We start from the raw sequence: 17,470 nt of genomic DNA on the forward strand, positions 1-17,470 counted from the left end.
ATTACGCTGCACAGCGCGATACCCGGTGTTTATAAAACAGTGTGCACAACAATTTTGTGTGCGAATGAGCCTTATCTTACTCGTTACGTATATTAGTGCAACATGCACCTTCTGTGCGCTTTTTTTTGCTGTAAACAGCCATTTTGTATGCGTGTACTTCACTGAATTTTCTCTGTAAAGTAAAGCATCTCTGGCGGCCAACTAAGACATAATGGATATGACGTTTTTATTCTGGATACTTTTACTACTTTCTGTATTTAGCTACTTTATTTACCCTTTTACCTTGCTTTTGCTAAACAAGTTCAAAGCCGACGACGCTGCCATCAACCCACCGGATGAGCCGGCCTCCTACCCTGATGTAACGCTGATTGTTACCGCCTATAACGAAGAAAAGCGCATTAAGGACAAGATTGAAAATTCACTGGCGCTGGATTATCCGGATAACAAACTGACCCTGGTGGTGGCCTCAGACAGCTCCACCGACGATACTGACAATATCGTTCAGACCTATGCTGACCAGAATGTACGGCTGGTGCGCGCCGAAGAAAGACTGGGTAAAGAAAACGCCCAGTTAGCCGCAATTAAAACTGTCGATCATGGCATTATCGTATTTTCAGATGTGGCTACACGCATTGAGCCTGACGGTATCATGCAACTGGTACGGTATTTTGATAACCCCAGCGTGGGCGCGATATCCAGTGAGGACCGTTTTGTCAGCAAAGATGGCTCAGTAGCCGGAGAAGGGGCCTATGTTAAGTATGAAATGTGGTTGCGTAAGCAGGAATCCAAACTGGCTGGCCTGGTAGGGCTGAGCGGATCGTTTTTTGCGGCTCGGGTCGAAGTGTGTGAGCAATGGGATATTCACTCGCCCAGCGATTTCAATACAGCATTAAATTGTGCTCAGGCTGGCTATAAAGCAGTTACAGCGCCGGATGTGCTTGGTTTTTATACTGACCTGGCCGACCCGAGCAAAGAATATGCCCGCAAGATCCGCACTGTCATTCGTGGTATGACAGCATTGGAGCGCCATACAGAGGTGCTGAATCCGGGCAAATTCGGCCTGTTTGCTTATCAGGTGGCTGCCCATAAATTATTGCGCTGGACTGTACCCTGGACATTACTGGGTTTATTTGTGATTACGCCGTTTTGTATGGATGAAGGGGCAGTTTATGTGCTGGCTTATCTGGCCCAGCTGGCTTTTTATGGCATCGCACTAGCAGCCCATTGGTCAGCGCCGTTAAGACAAAAGTCCTGGGCAAAAATTATTTATTTCTTTGTGCAGGTTAATATTGCGCTGTTGGATGCCGGCATTCAGTTTTTATCCGGTAAGCGTATGACTGTCTGGCAGCCCTCTGCGCGATGAAATGGTCCCAGTTACCGCCGGTAGGGACCAAAGCGCTGCCCCACTCCCGCGACTATGTTTCAAGCCCGTTGTCATTTAACGGGTTCGATCACTTACTGGTCAGTTCCGGAACAGCAGCCCTGGGCATTGTATTAAAGTGGCTGCAAAGCCAGCATACTCAGCCTATGACCGTGGTCATCCCGGGGTATACGTGCCCTGACGTTGTGGCTGCCTGTGTCTACGCCGGTGTAAAACCTGTCATCATTGACCTTGCCGCCAGCCACTATCAGCTTAATTTACAGCAACTGGCGGCGCTGGATGAGCCCCCTGATGCCATAATTTGTCCCTCCCTGTTTGGCATGAGTATGGATCTCAGTCAGATCCGCGAAGTTGCAGGTCGTCAGGCCCGAATTATTGAGGATAATGCCCAGTGGTTTCCTGAAGGCCGCATAACCAATCAGGTGGCCTCACTGAAGAATTATCCGTTGCCGGGCAATACCCATCAGGCGGATTTTTTCATTACCTCTTTCGGCCGGGGCAAGCCAGTGAACCTGATGGGTGGCGGGCTTGTGGCCTGGAATACCGCTCGGGTGGCGGATTTTGCGCCGCATGTGCCGGCAGCTACGCAAGCGCCGGCTTATTTTGATCTTAAAGCCCGGCTGTTTAATATTATCTGCCAACCGGTTTTTTATGGGGGCTTAACCCGCATGCCCGGAATACACCTGGGCGCCACGGTTTATCATCCCCTTGATGATGTTCACCGCATGGACAGTGTCAGGGCGGAGCGGCTGACCGCCAGTATTCTTGCCTATCTGCGCCAGTCGATACACACCCAGCACCGCTTACAGGAAGCTATCAGGCCCCTGTGGTGTGCGCAGGCTACCGACAAGCGGCTGTTGCGTTTTCCGCTGCTGTTGCAAAACGCATCGGCCCGGGATCATCTGCTGCAGTTGTTTAATAATGCCGGTCTTGGCGCTTCACCTATGTATGCCCGTGCGCTGAAGGATATCGACGGCGTAGCCGCTGACTGTCACGTACCTTTTGAGACGCCGGTAAGCCAGAGCCTGGGGGAGCGATTACTGACCCTGCCCTTGCACAGCAATGTTAGTCGACGTCATGTGCAGCGCATGATTAATATTGCAGATGATCACCGTCAATGGTTCGCCGATACGCCTATGAACGACTAATAAATGAGTATGGATATTAAAGAAGTAAAGCAACAGCTCAAATCACTGAAAGCGGAAAAGGGTAAAATTGCCCGGCAATTTAAAGAGGTCGACACTGGCAGTCAGGCACACCAGGACCTGGTTGCACGTATGCAGGATGTCAGTGCATCAGTAAAACGTCTGGAAGCGGAACAAAAAGCACTGCTAAAGGCGCAAAATGCTGAAAATGCCACTTCTGACACCGTTTCCTTACCCGGTCAGTTTACGCCGGTCAGTGAAGATTTTAACGGTAATTTTTCTATCAGCCGCATTCCCGCTGATGGCGACTTATCAGCATGGTGGCAGTTTGTAGCAAAGCATAAACAAGCGTCGGTATATCATCAGCAGCCTGTCTGGGACTTTATCACCGCACAGCCATATACCGCCGGTGAGATTCTGCTTGTAAAAGATGACCACCACAAGATTATTGGGGGAATGCCTTTGGTATTTTTAACTACCCCGCTGCTGGGTAATTTTGGCGTGTCTCTGCCCTTTTTCAACTATGGCGGTCCGGTTACCCGCTTTGCAAATGTATTCAAAGCGCTTCTTGAGGTGTGTCAGCAAGATGCACGCAACAACGACGCCAAATATATCGAGATAAGAACCACGACAAAGACTGCATTGACGGCCTCCACTAAGAAAGTATCCATGTTGCGCGCGCTGCCGGCAACAACCGCTCAGTTTGATGATGACATTGGCGCAAAAGTTCGCGCCCAGGTGAAAAAGGCAGCGCCCCATCGACCCACGTTTAAAGTCGGCGGGCAGGAATTACTGAACGATTTTTATCAGGTGTTTGCCCGTAACATGCGGGATCTGGGCACGCCGGTAAACAGTAAACGCTTTTTCACAGATCTGATGGATGCACTGCCAGAACATACCTTTATTGCCGTGGCATATGTGAACAACCAGCCAGTAGCCACCGGCTTCTTACTGGTCAATGGTAATATGATGGAAATTCCCTGGGCATCCACGGTGCGCGATGCCAATAAGATGAATATGAATATGTGGCTGTATCATCAGATCCTGCACTTTGCTATTGAAAAGAAAATGCGTTGGTTTGACTTCGGCCGCTCCACCAGAGACGCCGGCACCTACCGGTTTAAAAAACAGTGGGGCGCAGAGCCACAGCAGCATTACTGGTATAACTTTAGTCAGGCTGAGTCCAGTGAGTCGCTGAACCCGGACAACCCTAAGTTCAAACTGGCTATTGCTGTATGGCAACGTTTGCCGGTCTGGCTGACACGCCAGGTTGGCCCTTATTTATCCCGTCAGTTACCCTGATGATTACCCGCATAGACATTGGCCTGCCCGCGTTGGAGGGTCTGAAAACACACTGGAAAGCGCTGGAAGAAAGTACAGACGCTGCAGTTTTCATTCGGTATGAGTGGTGCCTGTACCAGGCTTCTATGGACAATACACCGGTGGTGCTCAGCGCCTGGAACGATAATCAGTGTATAGGCATTCTGCCACTGGTCGCGCGTCACCTGTCAGCAAAAGCCAGGGTGCCGGTGCTGTCTCATCTGTGCCAGCGTTTTACCGATTACCAGTCGATATTGGTGGATAACGAAGTGGAAGACGGCCAGGTATTTGATGCCATGATGACTGCTCTTAATGATTCTGACTTTGCCCATCACTCACTGTATATTCCCTACCCGGATAACAGGCTGGCAGCGTTACTGCGCAAGCAGCCTGGCTGTAAGCCCTGTCAGACATGGCGGCATACATTATACCGGCTATCCGGAAAGCGGGTTAAAGCAAAGGTTGCCCGGGAAGCTCGTCGACGCCTGCGCAAATTACAGGACAGCTCAGATATTGAGGTCGTCGTCAATGCCGACTTTGATGTGTCACTGGCAGACTGGATTTTAGAAACATCGGCTCGTCGTCACGGTGAAAATGCCCTGACCAGGGCATCAGATCGTGAAGCCATATTAACCTTGCTGACAACCTATAAAGACCAGCTGCATTTAAGTTATATGCGCCGCAATGGTGATTGCATGGCCGCCCACCTGGGGTTTATCCACGAACAGTCGCTATTGTATTACGTACCGGTTACCGATGAAAAACAACGGCACCATTCGCCGGGGATCATAATGCTGCATGAAATTATGCAGGATCTATCTGACGAAGGCTTAAATAGCATCGACTATTTACGGGGTGACGAAAACTACAAAAAAGACTGGGGCAATGTTCGTAAGAAGCGCTCAGGCTTACTGGTTCCGCGCTACGCCGGGGTTAATCTGCTACAGCGGTTTTTGATATATATCTGGTTAAAGCGCAACCCTTGAGGGATGCGCTTTAACTTTCAACCTGCGACCTTCCACTATATTTTGCCACGCCGTATTTACAAAAAGGCGAAAATATACACCTTTACCTGACAGCCTGACTTGCAGTGCCTAGCTTGCCTTATAAGCAAACTTGCCACTGGCCACACTTAACCAGTCACCTAATATCGGATGATCCTGAGTAAGATATGCCTCATCCATGGTGGTCCAGTCATATTTCTCACACAGCCTGGTCAGTTTTTTCAAGGCTGACTTCTGATTGACATGATGACGAAAACGGGATTTAAAATTACTTTCAATCCGCGGCTGTTCCGGATCAAACTCCCATGGGTGGGTGTAAAAATTCGCCGTACGCCCCTCCTGCCCTTTGCCAAACAGAAAATCAAACACCCAGAACGGCAGTAAGCGAAAATAGCCACCGCCCCCGGCTGGAAAAACCCGATCCCGCCAGATAGTGGTAGTTACCGGTATTTCCAGCAAGCCATTAGACAACCGGTAGGCATCTCTGGGCGCCAGTGGTACACCGTATAAATCGTGTTTAATGGGGTAACTGCTTGAACTGTACTGGTAGCCAGCTTTGGCTATTAAATCGTGAGCCCAGTCATTATCTGCGCTAATCGAAAAGCATGGAGCTCGGTAACCCTTTACCTCTACCCCGGTAATGTCTTCAATCAACGCCTTCGCTTTGGTGATATCTTCAAAGAATACATCTTCATTCTGTTTGGACAAATGCTGATGCATAAAACCATGACTGGCAATTTCATGCCCCTGCGCCACAATCCGTTTGAGAATCTCCGGGTGGGCCTGGGCAATCCAGCCCAACGTAAAAAACGTTGCTTTAACATTGGTATCGGCAAAGGTACCCAGTAGCTTGTCCATCTGGATGGCAAGACGTGACTCATACTTCGACCACTCATTAACGGGGATATCACTGGCGAAAGCTTCAACCTGGAAATATTCTTCCACGTCTACTGTCATCGCATTCACATTTGCCATACTCAATTAATACCTTCGGACCTGCTCTGATGAGCATGATTATAAATAACAACTTATAGTAAATAATGACTACAACAGATCGTTTCACGGTGTAATCTTATTTTATTTTACGTGCAACCACAGTAAAAAGGAAATGTGGGCTTGCTGTATCTTATATGATAGTTTTATTAAACGTGTTAACCGGGGTAATGCAGAGTCCGTGTAAGCTGGTTAAAATACAGTTATTGCCTGACAGATGCAGGTCACAAACATTGGCTCAGAAATTAAATCCTATGCAGAGAACGCTATGTGGTGCTGACAAACATGAACATCAGCAACATAAATACTGCTTTTTTGGGTTATTGCCCGTACACACGAACGCATCAGACAGACGCAGGAGCGCAGCCTTCTGGCGCGTAGTAGTTAATTGAAAAGTTGGACAAAAAGTTTGATACATTCGCTGTTTCTGAGCAAAGGACTGAACTGGCTGTTAAATAAGGCGCTGAGTCAGCATATTTGCATATTTACGTTACATCGTCCCGTTGGGCCTCATGGTCTGAACGGCGTAGATTTAACTATGCTGGAAGGTTTTCTTCGACTACTTCGCCGCCATGGCTGCGAATTTATCAGCGTCGATGACCTGTTTGCCAAACGCCATCATCTTAACCCGGCAAAGAATTATGTATGCTTCACGGTTGACGATGGTTATCAGGACCAGTCGGAGTCATTAATCCCAATCTTGCTAAAATATGACGCCCGACCGACCTTATTTATTATTACAGACTTGATTGATAAGCAAACGCTGCCGTGGGATGCACAGATTGCCACCACTATCCGTGCTACCGATCATAGCGAACTGGACGCTGGCGCACTGGGCGTTCCGGGTGAGCGCATACTATCGTTAAAAGATAAACGCCACGCGAGACGCTATTTGTCTTTGCACGCAAAGCGACTTGAGCGTAATGCCCGTCAGGCATTTACAGATCGTCTTAAGCACACGCTGTGTGGCGAGGCCGACATAGACACCCGGCACTTTGAGCCTACCAGCTGGCAGCGCCTGAACGAGCTTCATAAAGAAGGGTTGACGGTGGGAACGCATACCTGCAGCCACAGTCCGTTATCCACCTTATCCAAAGACGACATCCGCCAGGAGCTCAGTGACAGCCTGGCAGTGGTAAAAAAGAATATTCCCTCGCCTTCTAAAATATTTTGCTATCCGGTGGGAATGAAAGAAGATTTTGATGAGCGTGCTGCTGATATCATTAAAAATCAGGGATTTATCGGCGCATTGATTTCTGAGCCTGGCTACTTCGTATCAGACGCGGTAGAGAAAAACCCTTTTGCCGTGCCTCGCCTTAGCCTGCCAGCTACCACGAATACCGCAGTGCGCTATACCTCCTGGATGGAAAAGCTCAGAGCCGTGCAATAAGCCACAATGCACTTTACCCATGCTATCTAGCCTCGGGCACAAAATGTATGGTCCGCCTCGTTATTATAATGATAATTTTCAATAACGGGGTTGGTTATGCGCTAATGTATTCGGAGTCTGATTAGGCGCTTTCGCAACCCACTCCACGATGAGATCCACGCTAGGTTATCCTCTTAATGCCAAAAGCTTCTGTGAGCTGTTTTTTGGTGTCAGATTTTAATCCAGTGGTTCTACCCTGTACGTCAGCGCTATTCTCATTGCAAACCCGGTGTTAATGATTTGCTGTCGAATGCTTGTTTCGTTTTCACAACTGCCCATGCTAGGCGGGCTAATTTGTTTGCCAATGCGACAGTCACAACATTGAATGGCTTAGTGGCTCGCAGGTTAATCAGCCACTCTCCCTAAATCTTCCCGGTCTTACCCTGCCTCGACATAACTGCTCTGGCAGCATGGATAAACAAGGTTCGCAGTTCCTTATTACCTCACTTACTTACTTCCAATAATCTTGGCTTCCCTCCTGTTGAGTATTACGCTGGCACAAGGCCCAACCATGCAGTCAAATTCCTGCCGTTTTTAACGTCCGTTGCACTGCTGATATTGCCAAGGCAAAGATTGGCAGTCATATCGCCAATAGCCAAAATGGGCTTCAGAAACTGGCCGAGCGGAACAGTTTCTATCAGTGTCTTAAGCTTTAAATGCTATTGTGCATGGAACTAATTGGTGAAGATATTGAAGCAATGCTGAGCACGAAAGTTTTTTGCGGGTAATCTGGTTAACAGAATGAGTAAAGCCTATCACATGAAAAGATGATTTGCCTAAATCGATACCAAGAACTCTAATAGTAGACGTGATGGTGCGCCTCCTTCACTGCCTAACTCTTTAGCTTAGGAGTGAGGCGGACAATTTAATTAAGCCAGCGTGAACAAGCTGGCTTGATGGTAAACAGCCCCATACTATCTAAAGGTGTAAGTAACCCCTAGTTGCAGACGGTGTTCGGTGTAATTATTTCCAAATGCTCCCACCCGGGCTTCCCCATCTTGCTTCGTGTAGGAATATCCAGCATTGAGGTTAAGGTGGGGAGAAAAGGTATGATTCAGCGCTACGTCAAAAACCATATTTTCACCGGTACTTGATACTCCAGTCTGCTCTTCACGGTCGATATCGGCAAAGCTCAGAGTAGCGTTTAAGCGAGTAAATGCACCGATTCGATAGGCGGCATTCGTGCCCAGGGTTTCGGTTTTCAAGCGTCTTTCCTGCCCTAAAAACTCGTTATCATTATAACGGGCAAATAATCCCAATGTCAGAACACGTGACTGATAGCTCATTTCAAAACCGCCAGCTTTTCGCAGTACAATACTGTCATCAATAGCATTATTGTCTTCACCTAGCTGGATGAATTGCTGCCCACCAGTGAGCTCGTATGATAACGAATTAGGCTGAAAGCAGTTAGGGGAAAAACCGGCGCCAGGACATACTAACACACCCTCTGTGTTATCGATGCCCAAGAACTGCGAGGAATTTCGTACATCTTCTGAGTAAAATACAGAGGTACGTATTTTGCGGGTGGCGTGCTTAATGCTCAGATTGGCAGAATCACCATAAAACCGCTTACTAAGTTTTGCGCTAAAACTTGTGCGACTGGTAAACGCCCAATTTACATCCAAACCAGGAAACACATCGCCGTCATTTTCTTCATTGGAAGAGTTAGCTTTATTGGCAGTAAGCGAGATATAGCGATCATCGGCTTTATAGTAGGTGAAGCCTGCCCCAACACTATCAAACGCCCGCTCATCCTGAATAAAATCGCCTTGACTGTTAAATGCGTAGGACTCAGATTTGCCCGCTAAGCGCAATGCCCAACGCCCGCTAATCAATCGATCAATAAAACCTTCAACTTCATGGGTTTCAAAAGTACCCAGATTAGCTTCAGAGCGATCCGTATCACTATAGTTACCATAGATGTTCCACTTGAAGCCGTCCACAGCCTGGCCGTCTTTGATAGACCCAATTGCAGAAAAAGTCTCATTGTTTAATTGTTGAGAATTAATAAAGGAGCTTTGTTCTGCTTGGACCTTTCTGTAGGAAACAGAAGCAGTAGTTTCCAGCAGTGGGTTACGGGTAAAATCGGTTGTTGCACTAATCGTATCGGTTTGAACTCGGGCAAGATCCGCTGAATTGGTAAGCTTATCTGAAATCAAGAAATTATTAGTATTGGTATTTCGATACCGAGAGCTACCCCGCACGCCTAAGGTCAGCAGCCGTTCAATGACATCCAGCTCACCGTCATAACGATACTCGATATAATCATTTTTGGTGGAAAAAACATCCGTATCTCGTTCCAGGTGAGTTGCGGATAAATCTACTGATGCTTTGGCGCGCTTCGCGGTATAAATTGCGTCAATCGATGGAACCAGCCGAAGAGTTGTCACATCTCTGTCACCCCTGGCGTCCGAGTCGATTTGCTGAAAGATCGTATCAGCCGATATGCGCGGCTCAATTTTCAGATCGCCAGCACTGACATTAGCTGCTACCAGCGCTGTACAGGTGAACAATGCTAAGCGAGAGACATTCAGCTTACGCCCCATTAGCTGTATCTTGTTCTTGTCCATAATAATATCCATAGTAACCGGGGTCATTGGCATCCTTATTGACTACCTTGTTTACCACAAAACCAATGGCCATATCAGGATTCAGACGCTCTACACTCAGACGAATATCAGTCAGCTTTGAGCGCCCTTCTTCAGTCACGACCACTGCCTGACCTGCAAAGTTTGCCAGAATGGCACTTTCCGTAATACCGATAAGCGGCGGCGTGTCAATGATCACGATACGATCTGGATAGCGATTAGCAAACTCATCAACAGTTTCATGCATTTTCTGGCTGGCCAGTAATTCGGTAGACAGATGATGAGTTTTCCCTGCCGGAATAATCTTTAGTTTATCCACATTGGTAGGGTATAACACTTCCGCTATATCATCGGCTTCACCGGTCAGGTACTCCATCAAACCTTTACGGCGCTCCAGTCCGAAGGTATTGAGTACATTTGGCTTTAACACATCGGCATCTACCAGCAAAACCGTTTTGTCCTGCTCTGACGCGATACTAAGCGCCAGGTTGGTGGCACAAAATGTTTTACCTTCCTCGGGCCTTCCACTGGTTACCATAATAATATTGCTATTTTTCATGGTAGACGATAATGGCCCGAACGCATTGGCTAACAATTTACGTTTTATTTCACGGTATTCTTCGTTAATACTTTTCCGTGCACTGGAAAGTGATACGTGGCCATTGCGCTCTAGCCTATCCAGATCAATATTAAATGGCTCCAGCTGTGTCGCCGGGCCCTTCGCCTTAACCCGTTGTTTAGCACTTCTGTATGCTGGCTCTGCGGCCTGAGCCGCAGGCTCAGAGGTGCTGGTATTTTCTTGTTTTGCCTTCTCGGCCGCCATAGCTTCACGGCGCCGCTGAAGGGCTTTTTCAATTGTACTGCTCATGACAACACACCCTGCAGGTTGAAATTCATCAATTCTGCGGCCACCAATGCTCCATAAATCACCACCAGAGCTAAAGAACTTGCCGCAAAGACCATATAATGGCGCTTGTTATTTTTTGCTATGGTCTCAAAGTCAAGATGGGTCACTGTTCCCCACACTGGATAATCCGTCAGATCTTGCAATTGGCGAGCCCGTACCAGAACCGGTGACAGTTGGTTCAGCAGAAAGGCAATACCAATTCCACCACCAAAACCGATTAGCAATACTGTGGTGTATAGCATCAAACGCTGTGGCCCGGAGGGTTGATTTGGCACCAGAGGAGGTTCGATAATTCTGAATTGGAATTCCTCAGCAGAAACATCTGCCCGACGACTTAAATCTGCTGACTCACGACGATTCAACAACTCCTGATAACGCTGTTTGGTAATACCATAATCACGGTTTAGCGAGGCCTGCTCCGCTTCAATTTGCGGAATCAAATCAATTTTCGATTCCAAATCAGCTATCTTATTCTGTAAGTCTTCTTCCTGCACCTGCAAAGCGGCAATCTCGCTTTGCAAACGACTGACTTCCAAAGAGATCTGACTGTTATAAGCGCCCACCGGTTCGCCGTCTTCAGCACCCTGCTCACTCATAAATTGATCAATTTCATCTTGTCTGGCGTCTTCCAGACTGCTCAGTAATTGCTTTGTTTCAATAACATCCGGATGCTGGTCGGTATAACGCAGCATAAGAGTATCAAGCTGATCTTCCAGCGATTTAATGCGTTCATCGTAACGGGTTTGTAGCGCGGCTGAGTCTTCATTTCTAACGCCAAAACTGTCGGCAACTTTTGCGCCGGAAATCTGACCTTTCATCGCATCGATCTTTTGCCTTGCCTGACGTATCTGTAATTGCGTCGAATCCAGTTTATCTCTTAATTGACCAATCGCGCTATAGAATGAGCCAGACATAGGCAATATTTCGCTGTATTTTCGCTTAAATGCCGCTAAACGCTGTTCCGCTTCCGCAAGCCTGGCTTCATAATCAGCAATTTGCTCATCCAGAAATCGGCCGGCAGTATCAGTATCTCTGCGGTTGTTGCCCAGTGAGCCTTCAACAAACAGGGATAATGTTTCCTGTACAACACGTTGGGCTACCACCGGATTTTCATTTTCATAAGCAATATTGTAAATATTATCTTTGCTCGTCCCCTTGAGTGAAATACCGCTACTCAATTCATTGATAAGCTCGCCAAATTCTTCATCGGAAGACACTGTAATATCCAGATCACTCTCCCTAGCAATCGTTTCCAGGTTTGAACGGCTTAATAAGGTTCTCGCCATCATCTGTATTTCCTGTTGCGGATTAGACTGAATGGTGATACCTGTTAAGACTGGTTGCAATGGGGAGCCCGTGTCTACATATACCTCAGCAGATGATTCATACTGATTGGGTAGTGTTGCTACATAGAAAAACCCGATGGGGCAAATAATCCATGAGCATATTATTATAATGCGCTTTTTTATCCATATGCCTTTGAGCAAGTCAAAGAACTGCGCAATAGATGGCTGTAAATCCTGCATGTAAATTTGTTCCGCTACTACTAGAACCAGGCCTCAGGGATGATAACAATATCACCAGGCAAAATATCAACATTCTGTGAAATGTCGCCGTCACGAATTAAATCATCGATATTTATATTGTAAGTTTGTTGCTCACCGTCTTCCACACGCACCAGTTTCGCGCTGTTACCGGCGGCAAACTCTGTCAGTCCACCCACCGCAATCATCAGGTCAAGCAGAGTCATATGCTCTGAATAACTGATAGCTTGCGGATTAGTGGCTTCACCAATAACACGAACCTGTTCGCTAAGTGGTCCGGAAAAGTTGTTAACACTTACCGTAACACGAGGATTGTTGATGAACGTGGATAGTTTTTCTTCGATTTCCCGGGCAAGCGTCGAAGGTGTTCGCCCGGCAACGTCGATATCTTCAACCAGTGACGTTGTGACTTTACCATCGGGCCGAACAGTGTACTGGCCTGAGATCTCTGGGTTGCGCCATACAAAAATGCTTAACGTATCGCCTGGACCAATGAGGTATTGATAATCATCCACACTGGTGGTCAATGACTGGCGAGTTTTTGCCTGGGGCAGTTCGGAAGTGCTGGTACAGCCGCATAACAAAGATACTGCTGCTCCTAAAACAACCGGAATGATGCTTTTAGAATTGTACATAAGAGATCTTCCTAAACTCGTTATGGTGAAATTTTTTTAAGTAATGCAATTTACCCTACGGTAAATAGCACTATAATGCCAACATCATTTATAGTCTATTACATTGAATAGCTTTACGATGTACTTCGACGTTGCAGTATCAGGGGGCCAGGAGTGGCATTAAACAGGCACAATCAAAGTAAACGTTCCAACATATTAGTTGCAACGGAAGCATTACTTATAGCGTATATGGGTTACATTACGCATTTCATTTTGGTTCAGTTGGGACTGACAAACTCGGTATCTATCGAAAAACTTGTCGTAAACGTTGGATTATTAACCGTTTCTATTCTGCTTTGTTCCTTATCCGTCGGATTATATGAAGCTAAACTCAGGGAGACATTCCGTGGCATTATCCGGCGCATCTTCGTCAGTGTCGGATTAAGTTATTTCTTTGTCGAAATCATCAGCCGGGCATTTTTTGATGAAATGATGATGCACCCCTATTACCTGCCCGCGTCAGTTGCTTCAATTATTATCACCCTGGTGGTCTTTCGTTATTTTACCAATCGTCTTGGTTTACTGGGGCTGGGTAAAGTACGCATTGTGGTATTAGGCGCCGGAGAGCGGGCGTCAATTATTGAAAAACGGATGCGCCGCGATGTCGATCGCATTGCCTTTGATTTAGTCGGCTTTATTCCCATTCCCGGCGATAACCGTGAAGACGGCATTCGTAAGGAAGAAATTATTCACGTTAAAGTGGATGAAAATTTTCAGCAGTTTATCGCCGACAATGATATTGAGGAAATTGTGATTGCCTGCGATCAGCGCCGCGGCACATTGCCTATCGAGGTGCTTTTCGAATGCCGTCTGCGCGGCATTGAGGTCACTGACCTGTTAGACTTTATGGAACGGGAAACCGGCCAGATTGTGGTCAATCTTATGTATCCAAGCTGGGTTATTTACTCAAATGGTTTTCACAGCCAGAACTATCTGCGCGATGCTCTCGATTATGTTATCAATGCCCTTCTGGCAACCTTTGTATTTCTGTTTACCTGGCCGTTTATGCTGTTAACCGCTGCCATTATCTGGCTGGATGATGGACGCCGTACCGGTACCTCCGTGTTTTACAAACAGGAACGGGTAGGCCTTAATGGCAAGCTGTTTAAAATCATCAAGTTTCGCAGCATGCGCCCGGACGCCGAAAAAGACGGTGCCAAATGGGCTACCAAAAATGATGACAGGGTGACGCGAATCGGCCACTTCATTCGTAAGTACCGTATCGATGAACTGCCTCAGCTATTTAATGTATTTAAGGGGGAAATGTCGTTTATCGGCCCCCGCCCGGAACGCCCTGAGTTTGTGGAAAAGCTGGTAAGAGAAGTACCTTATTATAATCAGCGCCATAATGTTAAGCCGGGACTGGCTGGCTGGGCGCAGCTTAACTATCCCTACGGTGCAAGTGTTGAAGATTCCATGGAAAAGCTGAAGTTTGATCTGTATTACGTTAAACACCAGAGTATGCTTTTGGATATCCTTATTCTTATTCGTACCGTCGAAATTGTTTTGTTTGGTAAAGGCCGCTAAGCTAGCTTCTCGCCACCCCGGATCGCTCGAAAAACAACCACCTGTAAATGCAGGTGGTTGTTTAATAAATAGTGCGTGTTGTCGTGCTTTCATCCACGCCGTCGCGTACTGGTGTTCAGGCGGCTATTCCGACCTGCCAGTGCCCCAGCCGAAATATCATCAGTAATCACCATAAGATTAGTAACAGTGAGCCGTTGGCTTTGCCGAAATGCATGGATCCCGTGTGGTTTGCTCCGCCATGTAGTTGGTTATTTTCTTAACAGCGCCACTTTCCAGTAAACGTGATCGTGGGTGACATTATTCAGCGGGCCTGTTATCGGCGACTGTCTGCATCGGGTTACACAATGTACATCGATGTAAATGCATGCGCCCGTAATCATCTGCATTTTAAGATAATTAGCTAAGCGTTGGCCGCCAGGGCCCTGATAGTTTCCGAAAGCTGAGTCTTATCTCATTAGAATGTTGATATTCAAAAGTGGTGTCGTGTAATTATTACAGTGCACTGCATCTTTTGCAGTATAAGAATCACACACCATGCTTTTGTAGCAGTGCTTTCATCATCATGGTTTCTAAGAAAACATATATATTGAAATAAAAACAGTGAGTTAGAAAAATAGCTCAGATTTTTTGAGATTTGACTATTTTGGCCTGGTGCTTGCAAGTACTTGGTTGGAATATGGGATTGTGTGTGACCCTGGTTCTTAAGGATGATAGCCGGGGTTTCCTACACATAAAAAAATAGCGAGCTATTGCCCGCTATAAATATTTGGAATATGGAATTTATAATTCTTAAGCCTCACTCCTGAGACTTTTTATTACTCGCAGGCATTATGCAATAACCGTCTGCTCATTACCAGTACTAAACCAAATAAAACTAATAGAAAAGTAGTAGGTGCCGGAACAGAGGCAACTGCAATAGGATCTCTGGCCCACACAGAAACGTTTGACAGCCCGGCAGGATTTCCCCCGTTATTTATCAGCGTTCCACTGAGATCCCACGTACCATTAAATGCATAGTTGAAATCATCTTCAAAGACCGGGTCCAGTCCCAATGCTTTTAAATCAAATTCATACATCGCGAATTGATTAGCAGCTTTAAAAATGATCCCTACTTTGTCAAAAAATTCCCCGCCAAGCAGTTCCATCAGTGCATCCGGATTCGTCGCAGGTGGATTCCAGCTGAATTCTCCTTTGACCGCATCATTACCACAACTTGTAACGCTACCATTCTTATCCTGACAGTTAGAAATGCTCAGCAAACTGTCTATAAATGTGTATGAGGTGTCCTGACCGTTCATTGTAGCGCCTTCAAATGAAAAGTCGCCTTCGGCCTTGCCTACATAAATCCAGCCCGGATCAATGTCACCCAGTCCCTGTAAGTCCTGTAATTCGTTTTGTTCAACAAAGGCGCCTGGCGTGTTCCACCAGCTATTGTAGCTGTCGATGTTTAACCAGCCATCATCCTTGTAGCCAAGGTTTTCCTGAGGTAGCGAAAAGGCGCTATTATTGCCATCGAACGCCCCCAGACAAGATGTTGCTTCATATGGAGTAGAAAGCACCGTCACGGGACTACCGTCCAGGACCTGAACTTCGTTTATCTTCACATCACTGGTAGAGCACATTGCAGCCTGCGCACCCCAGGCCCCGGACAGTAATACTGTACTGAGTAACGCTTTATTAATTAGTCTCATAAAAAACTCCTACTCCATTATTACCTTAACAATGGTCAGAAATTCTTCAGCATAAGACGGGCCAACATTTAACCCATTGTTTCATATGCGCTTTTATATTTATTACTACATCGACTGTAAATTATACTGACACTAATCGTCTTCTTTAAGACGAACATAAGTCTGGTACTTTTTCTTTAGCAATTTGTCGATATATTGGGTCAGCTTCACTTTGTGACTGATAGCATCATCCAGTGCGTCCACCAATTCACCCAACATGGCTTTATAATATTCGGCATCCTGGATTTCATTGCCATTGGGGGTTACCAGCTTTTTCTTTGGCTTATGAGGAACGCCGGTACCTACAGACGCTTCATACTGATCAGCATCCTCTTCCTGCTCATTTTCACTGTCAGTTTCTGGTAAAAACATTTCCTCACTGACTTCGTTGATAACGCCATCGACCGCATCACCGTCAAGCGTTTCCAGCTCTTCCAGAAATCCAAACAGCAGAATACGATCCATCAGTGTATTAATTTTTCTCGGTACACCCCGGGTGAAATGATAGATGCGGCTATATGCATCATCATTAAACAGCGTACTGCCGTTCCAGCCAGCATGATGCAAACGAAACTCAATGTACTCTTTAGTTTCATCAAGGGTCAGTGGGGCCAGATGGCAAGAGGCCACAATACGCTGACGGAACTGCTCCATATTGGGCGCCCGCAAAATCGGCTGCAACTCTTCCTGTCCAAGCAAGAAGCTTTGTAGCAAAGGCTTCCCAAATTCCTGAAAGTTGGAGAGCATGCGTAGCTCTTCGATGGTTTCCAGCGGCAGGTTCTGTGCTTCGTCCACCAGCAGCAACGCACGCCGGCCGGTTTTACTCAGGTCGTACAAAAAGACTTCCAGTGCTTTGAGAATATCTGCCTTGGTTTGGCCAGCCACATCCAGGCCAAATTTAGAAGCCACCATTTTAACCAGCTCGTCCGGCGAGAGTTTGGGTGTCACAATGTGGGCCACCACAATGTCATCTTCAATCTCGGCCACCAGAGAATTAGCAATGGTTGTTTTACCGGTACCAATATCGCCGGTGATTACAATAAAGCCTTCGGCCTGTGACAAACCATATTGCAGGTAAGACATAGCGCGCTTGTGCCAGCGACTGGCAAAGAAAAAATCAGGATCCGGTGTTAGCTGGAAAGGTTTGGAATCCAGCCCGTAATAACTTTCATACATGGAATTACCGCTATACTTCTGGTTAAGTGCACGAACGTGTCTTAGCTTAGCG

At 46.7% G+C, this 17,470-nt stretch carries 14 protein-coding genes; 6 read left to right on the top strand and 8 right to left on the bottom strand.

What is annotated here, in order from left to right; genetic code table 11:
* Positions 1-217: 217 nt before the first annotated feature.
* From F458_RS0109200 to F458_RS0109215, 4 genes are read left to right on the top strand one after another with little or no spacing between them, the layout of a single operon-like run.
* Positions 218-1,363: a glycosyltransferase family 2 protein gene (locus F458_RS0109200; protein WP_156824209.1), complete on the top strand. Its 1,146-nt coding sequence runs from the start codon at positions 218-220 to the stop codon at positions 1,361-1,363.
* Positions 1,360-2,529 carry a DegT/DnrJ/EryC1/StrS family aminotransferase gene (locus tag F458_RS0109205; RefSeq protein ID WP_018983119.1) on the top strand — a complete coding sequence of 390 codons (1,170 nt, stop codon included), beginning with the start codon at positions 1,360-1,362 and terminating at the stop codon, positions 2,527-2,529. The genes F458_RS0109200 and F458_RS0109205 overlap by 4 nt, the downstream gene beginning before the upstream one ends.
* Positions 2,530-2,532: 3 nt before the next feature.
* On the top strand, positions 2,533-3,828 hold the full coding sequence (locus tag F458_RS0109210) for a FemAB family XrtA/PEP-CTERM system-associated protein (RefSeq protein ID WP_018983120.1): 1,296 nt from the start codon (positions 2,533-2,535) through the stop codon (positions 3,826-3,828).
* Positions 3,762-4,832, top strand: a complete 1,071-nt coding sequence (locus F458_RS0109215) for a GNAT family N-acetyltransferase (protein ID WP_083928611.1) — start codon at positions 3,762-3,764, stop codon at positions 4,830-4,832. Before F458_RS0109210 ends, F458_RS0109215 begins: the two co-directional genes overlap by 67 nt.
* A 108-nt stretch (positions 4,833-4,940) precedes the next feature.
* Here F458_RS0109215 and F458_RS0109220 read toward each other — a convergent pair whose 3' ends face one another.
* Positions 4,941-5,825 (bottom strand): XrtA system polysaccharide deacetylase, encoded by an 885-nt coding sequence (locus F458_RS0109220; RefSeq protein ID WP_018983122.1) that lies wholly within the window; start codon positions 5,823-5,825, stop codon positions 4,941-4,943.
* A gap of 406 nt (positions 5,826-6,231) precedes the next feature.
* Between F458_RS0109220 and F458_RS0109225 the strand changes: the two genes are divergently transcribed.
* A complete protein-coding gene (locus F458_RS0109225; protein WP_018983123.1) occupies positions 6,232-7,233 on the top strand; it encodes a polysaccharide deacetylase family protein in 1,002 nt (333 codons plus the stop codon).
* Positions 7,234-7,760: 527 nt separating this feature from the next.
* Here F458_RS0109225 and F458_RS21195 read toward each other — a convergent pair.
* From F458_RS21195 to F458_RS0109245, 5 genes are all read right to left on the bottom strand, one after another.
* Positions 7,761-7,856 carry a hypothetical protein gene (locus F458_RS21195; protein WP_408640335.1) on the bottom strand — a complete coding sequence of 32 codons (96 nt, stop codon included), beginning with the start codon at positions 7,854-7,856 and terminating at the stop codon, positions 7,761-7,763.
* Positions 7,857-8,186: 330 nt separating this feature from the next.
* A complete protein-coding gene (locus F458_RS0109230) occupies positions 8,187-9,869 on the bottom strand; it encodes a porin family protein (protein ID WP_169334835.1) in 1,683 nt (560 codons plus the stop codon).
* Positions 9,808-10,728 carry an XrtA-associated tyrosine autokinase gene (locus F458_RS0109235; RefSeq protein ID WP_018983125.1) on the bottom strand — a complete coding sequence of 307 codons (921 nt, stop codon included), beginning with the start codon at positions 10,726-10,728 and terminating at the stop codon, positions 9,808-9,810. The genes F458_RS0109230 and F458_RS0109235 overlap by 62 nt, the downstream gene beginning before the upstream one ends.
* The gene (locus tag F458_RS0109240; RefSeq protein WP_018983126.1) at positions 10,725-12,293 is read right to left on the bottom strand and encodes an XrtA system polysaccharide chain length determinant; all 1,569 of its coding nucleotides are present in this window, start codon (positions 12,291-12,293) and stop codon (positions 10,725-10,727) included. Before F458_RS0109240 ends, F458_RS0109235 begins: the two co-directional genes overlap by 4 nt.
* 20 nt (positions 12,294-12,313) lie before the next feature.
* On the bottom strand, positions 12,314-12,946 hold the full coding sequence (locus tag F458_RS0109245; RefSeq protein ID WP_018983127.1) for an XrtA/PEP-CTERM system exopolysaccharide export protein: 633 nt from the start codon (positions 12,944-12,946) through the stop codon (positions 12,314-12,316).
* 153 nt (positions 12,947-13,099) lie between these two features.
* On the opposite strand from F458_RS0109245, the gene F458_RS0109250 reads away from it, so the two are divergent.
* Positions 13,100-14,512, top strand: coding sequence for a TIGR03013 family XrtA/PEP-CTERM system glycosyltransferase (locus tag F458_RS0109250; RefSeq protein ID WP_018983128.1), 1,413 nt, complete (start codon positions 13,100-13,102; stop codon positions 14,510-14,512).
* Positions 14,513-15,327: 815 nt separating this feature from the next.
* Here the strand turns inward: F458_RS0109250 and F458_RS0109255 are convergent.
* Together F458_RS0109255 and F458_RS0109260 are read right to left on the bottom strand one after the other, a co-directional pair.
* A complete protein-coding gene (locus F458_RS0109255; RefSeq protein WP_018983129.1) occupies positions 15,328-16,203 on the bottom strand; it encodes a hypothetical protein in 876 nt (291 codons plus the stop codon).
* Positions 16,204-16,335: 132 nt separating this feature from the next.
* A complete protein-coding gene (locus tag F458_RS0109260; RefSeq protein WP_018983130.1) occupies positions 16,336-17,418 on the bottom strand; it encodes an XrtA/PEP-CTERM system-associated ATPase in 1,083 nt (360 codons plus the stop codon).
* Positions 17,419-17,470: the final 52 nt, after the last annotated feature.

This window comes from Salinimonas chungwhensis DSM 16280, from assembly GCF_000378185.1.
In the GTDB taxonomy this organism is placed as follows: Bacteria; Pseudomonadota; Gammaproteobacteria; order Enterobacterales; family Alteromonadaceae; genus Alteromonas; species Alteromonas chungwhensis.

Coding starts and splice junctions, on each gene's coding strand:
- F458_RS0109210 (WP_018983120.1), top strand. CDS start 2,533: ATGAGTATGGATATTAAAGAAGTAAAGCAACAGCTCAAATCACTGAAA.
- F458_RS0109240 (WP_018983126.1), bottom strand. CDS start 12,293: ATGCAGGATTTACAGCCATCTATTGCGCAGTTCTTTGACTTGCTCAAA.
- F458_RS0109230 (WP_169334835.1), bottom strand. CDS start 9,869: ATGACCCCGGTTACTATGGATATTATTATGGACAAGAACAAGATACAG.
- F458_RS0109205 (WP_018983119.1), top strand. CDS start 1,360: ATGAAATGGTCCCAGTTACCGCCGGTAGGGACCAAAGCGCTGCCCCAC.
- F458_RS0109255 (WP_018983129.1), bottom strand. CDS start 16,203: ATGAGACTAATTAATAAAGCGTTACTCAGTACAGTATTACTGTCCGGG.
- F458_RS0109215 (WP_083928611.1), top strand. CDS start 3,762: ATGGCAACGTTTGCCGGTCTGGCTGACACGCCAGGTTGGCCCTTATTT.
- F458_RS21195 (WP_408640335.1), bottom strand. CDS start 7,856: ATGACTGCCAATCTTTGCCTTGGCAATATCAGCAGTGCAACGGACGTT.
- F458_RS0109220 (WP_018983122.1), bottom strand. CDS start 5,825: ATGGCAAATGTGAATGCGATGACAGTAGACGTGGAAGAATATTTCCAG.
- F458_RS0109260 (WP_018983130.1), bottom strand. CDS start 17,418: ATGTATGAAAGTTATTACGGGCTGGATTCCAAACCTTTCCAGCTAACA.
- F458_RS0109245 (WP_018983127.1), bottom strand. CDS start 12,946: ATGTACAATTCTAAAAGCATCATTCCGGTTGTTTTAGGAGCAGCAGTA.
- F458_RS0109200 (WP_156824209.1), top strand. CDS start 218: ATGACGTTTTTATTCTGGATACTTTTACTACTTTCTGTATTTAGCTAC.
- F458_RS0109235 (WP_018983125.1), bottom strand. CDS start 10,728: ATGAGCAGTACAATTGAAAAAGCCCTTCAGCGGCGCCGTGAAGCTATG.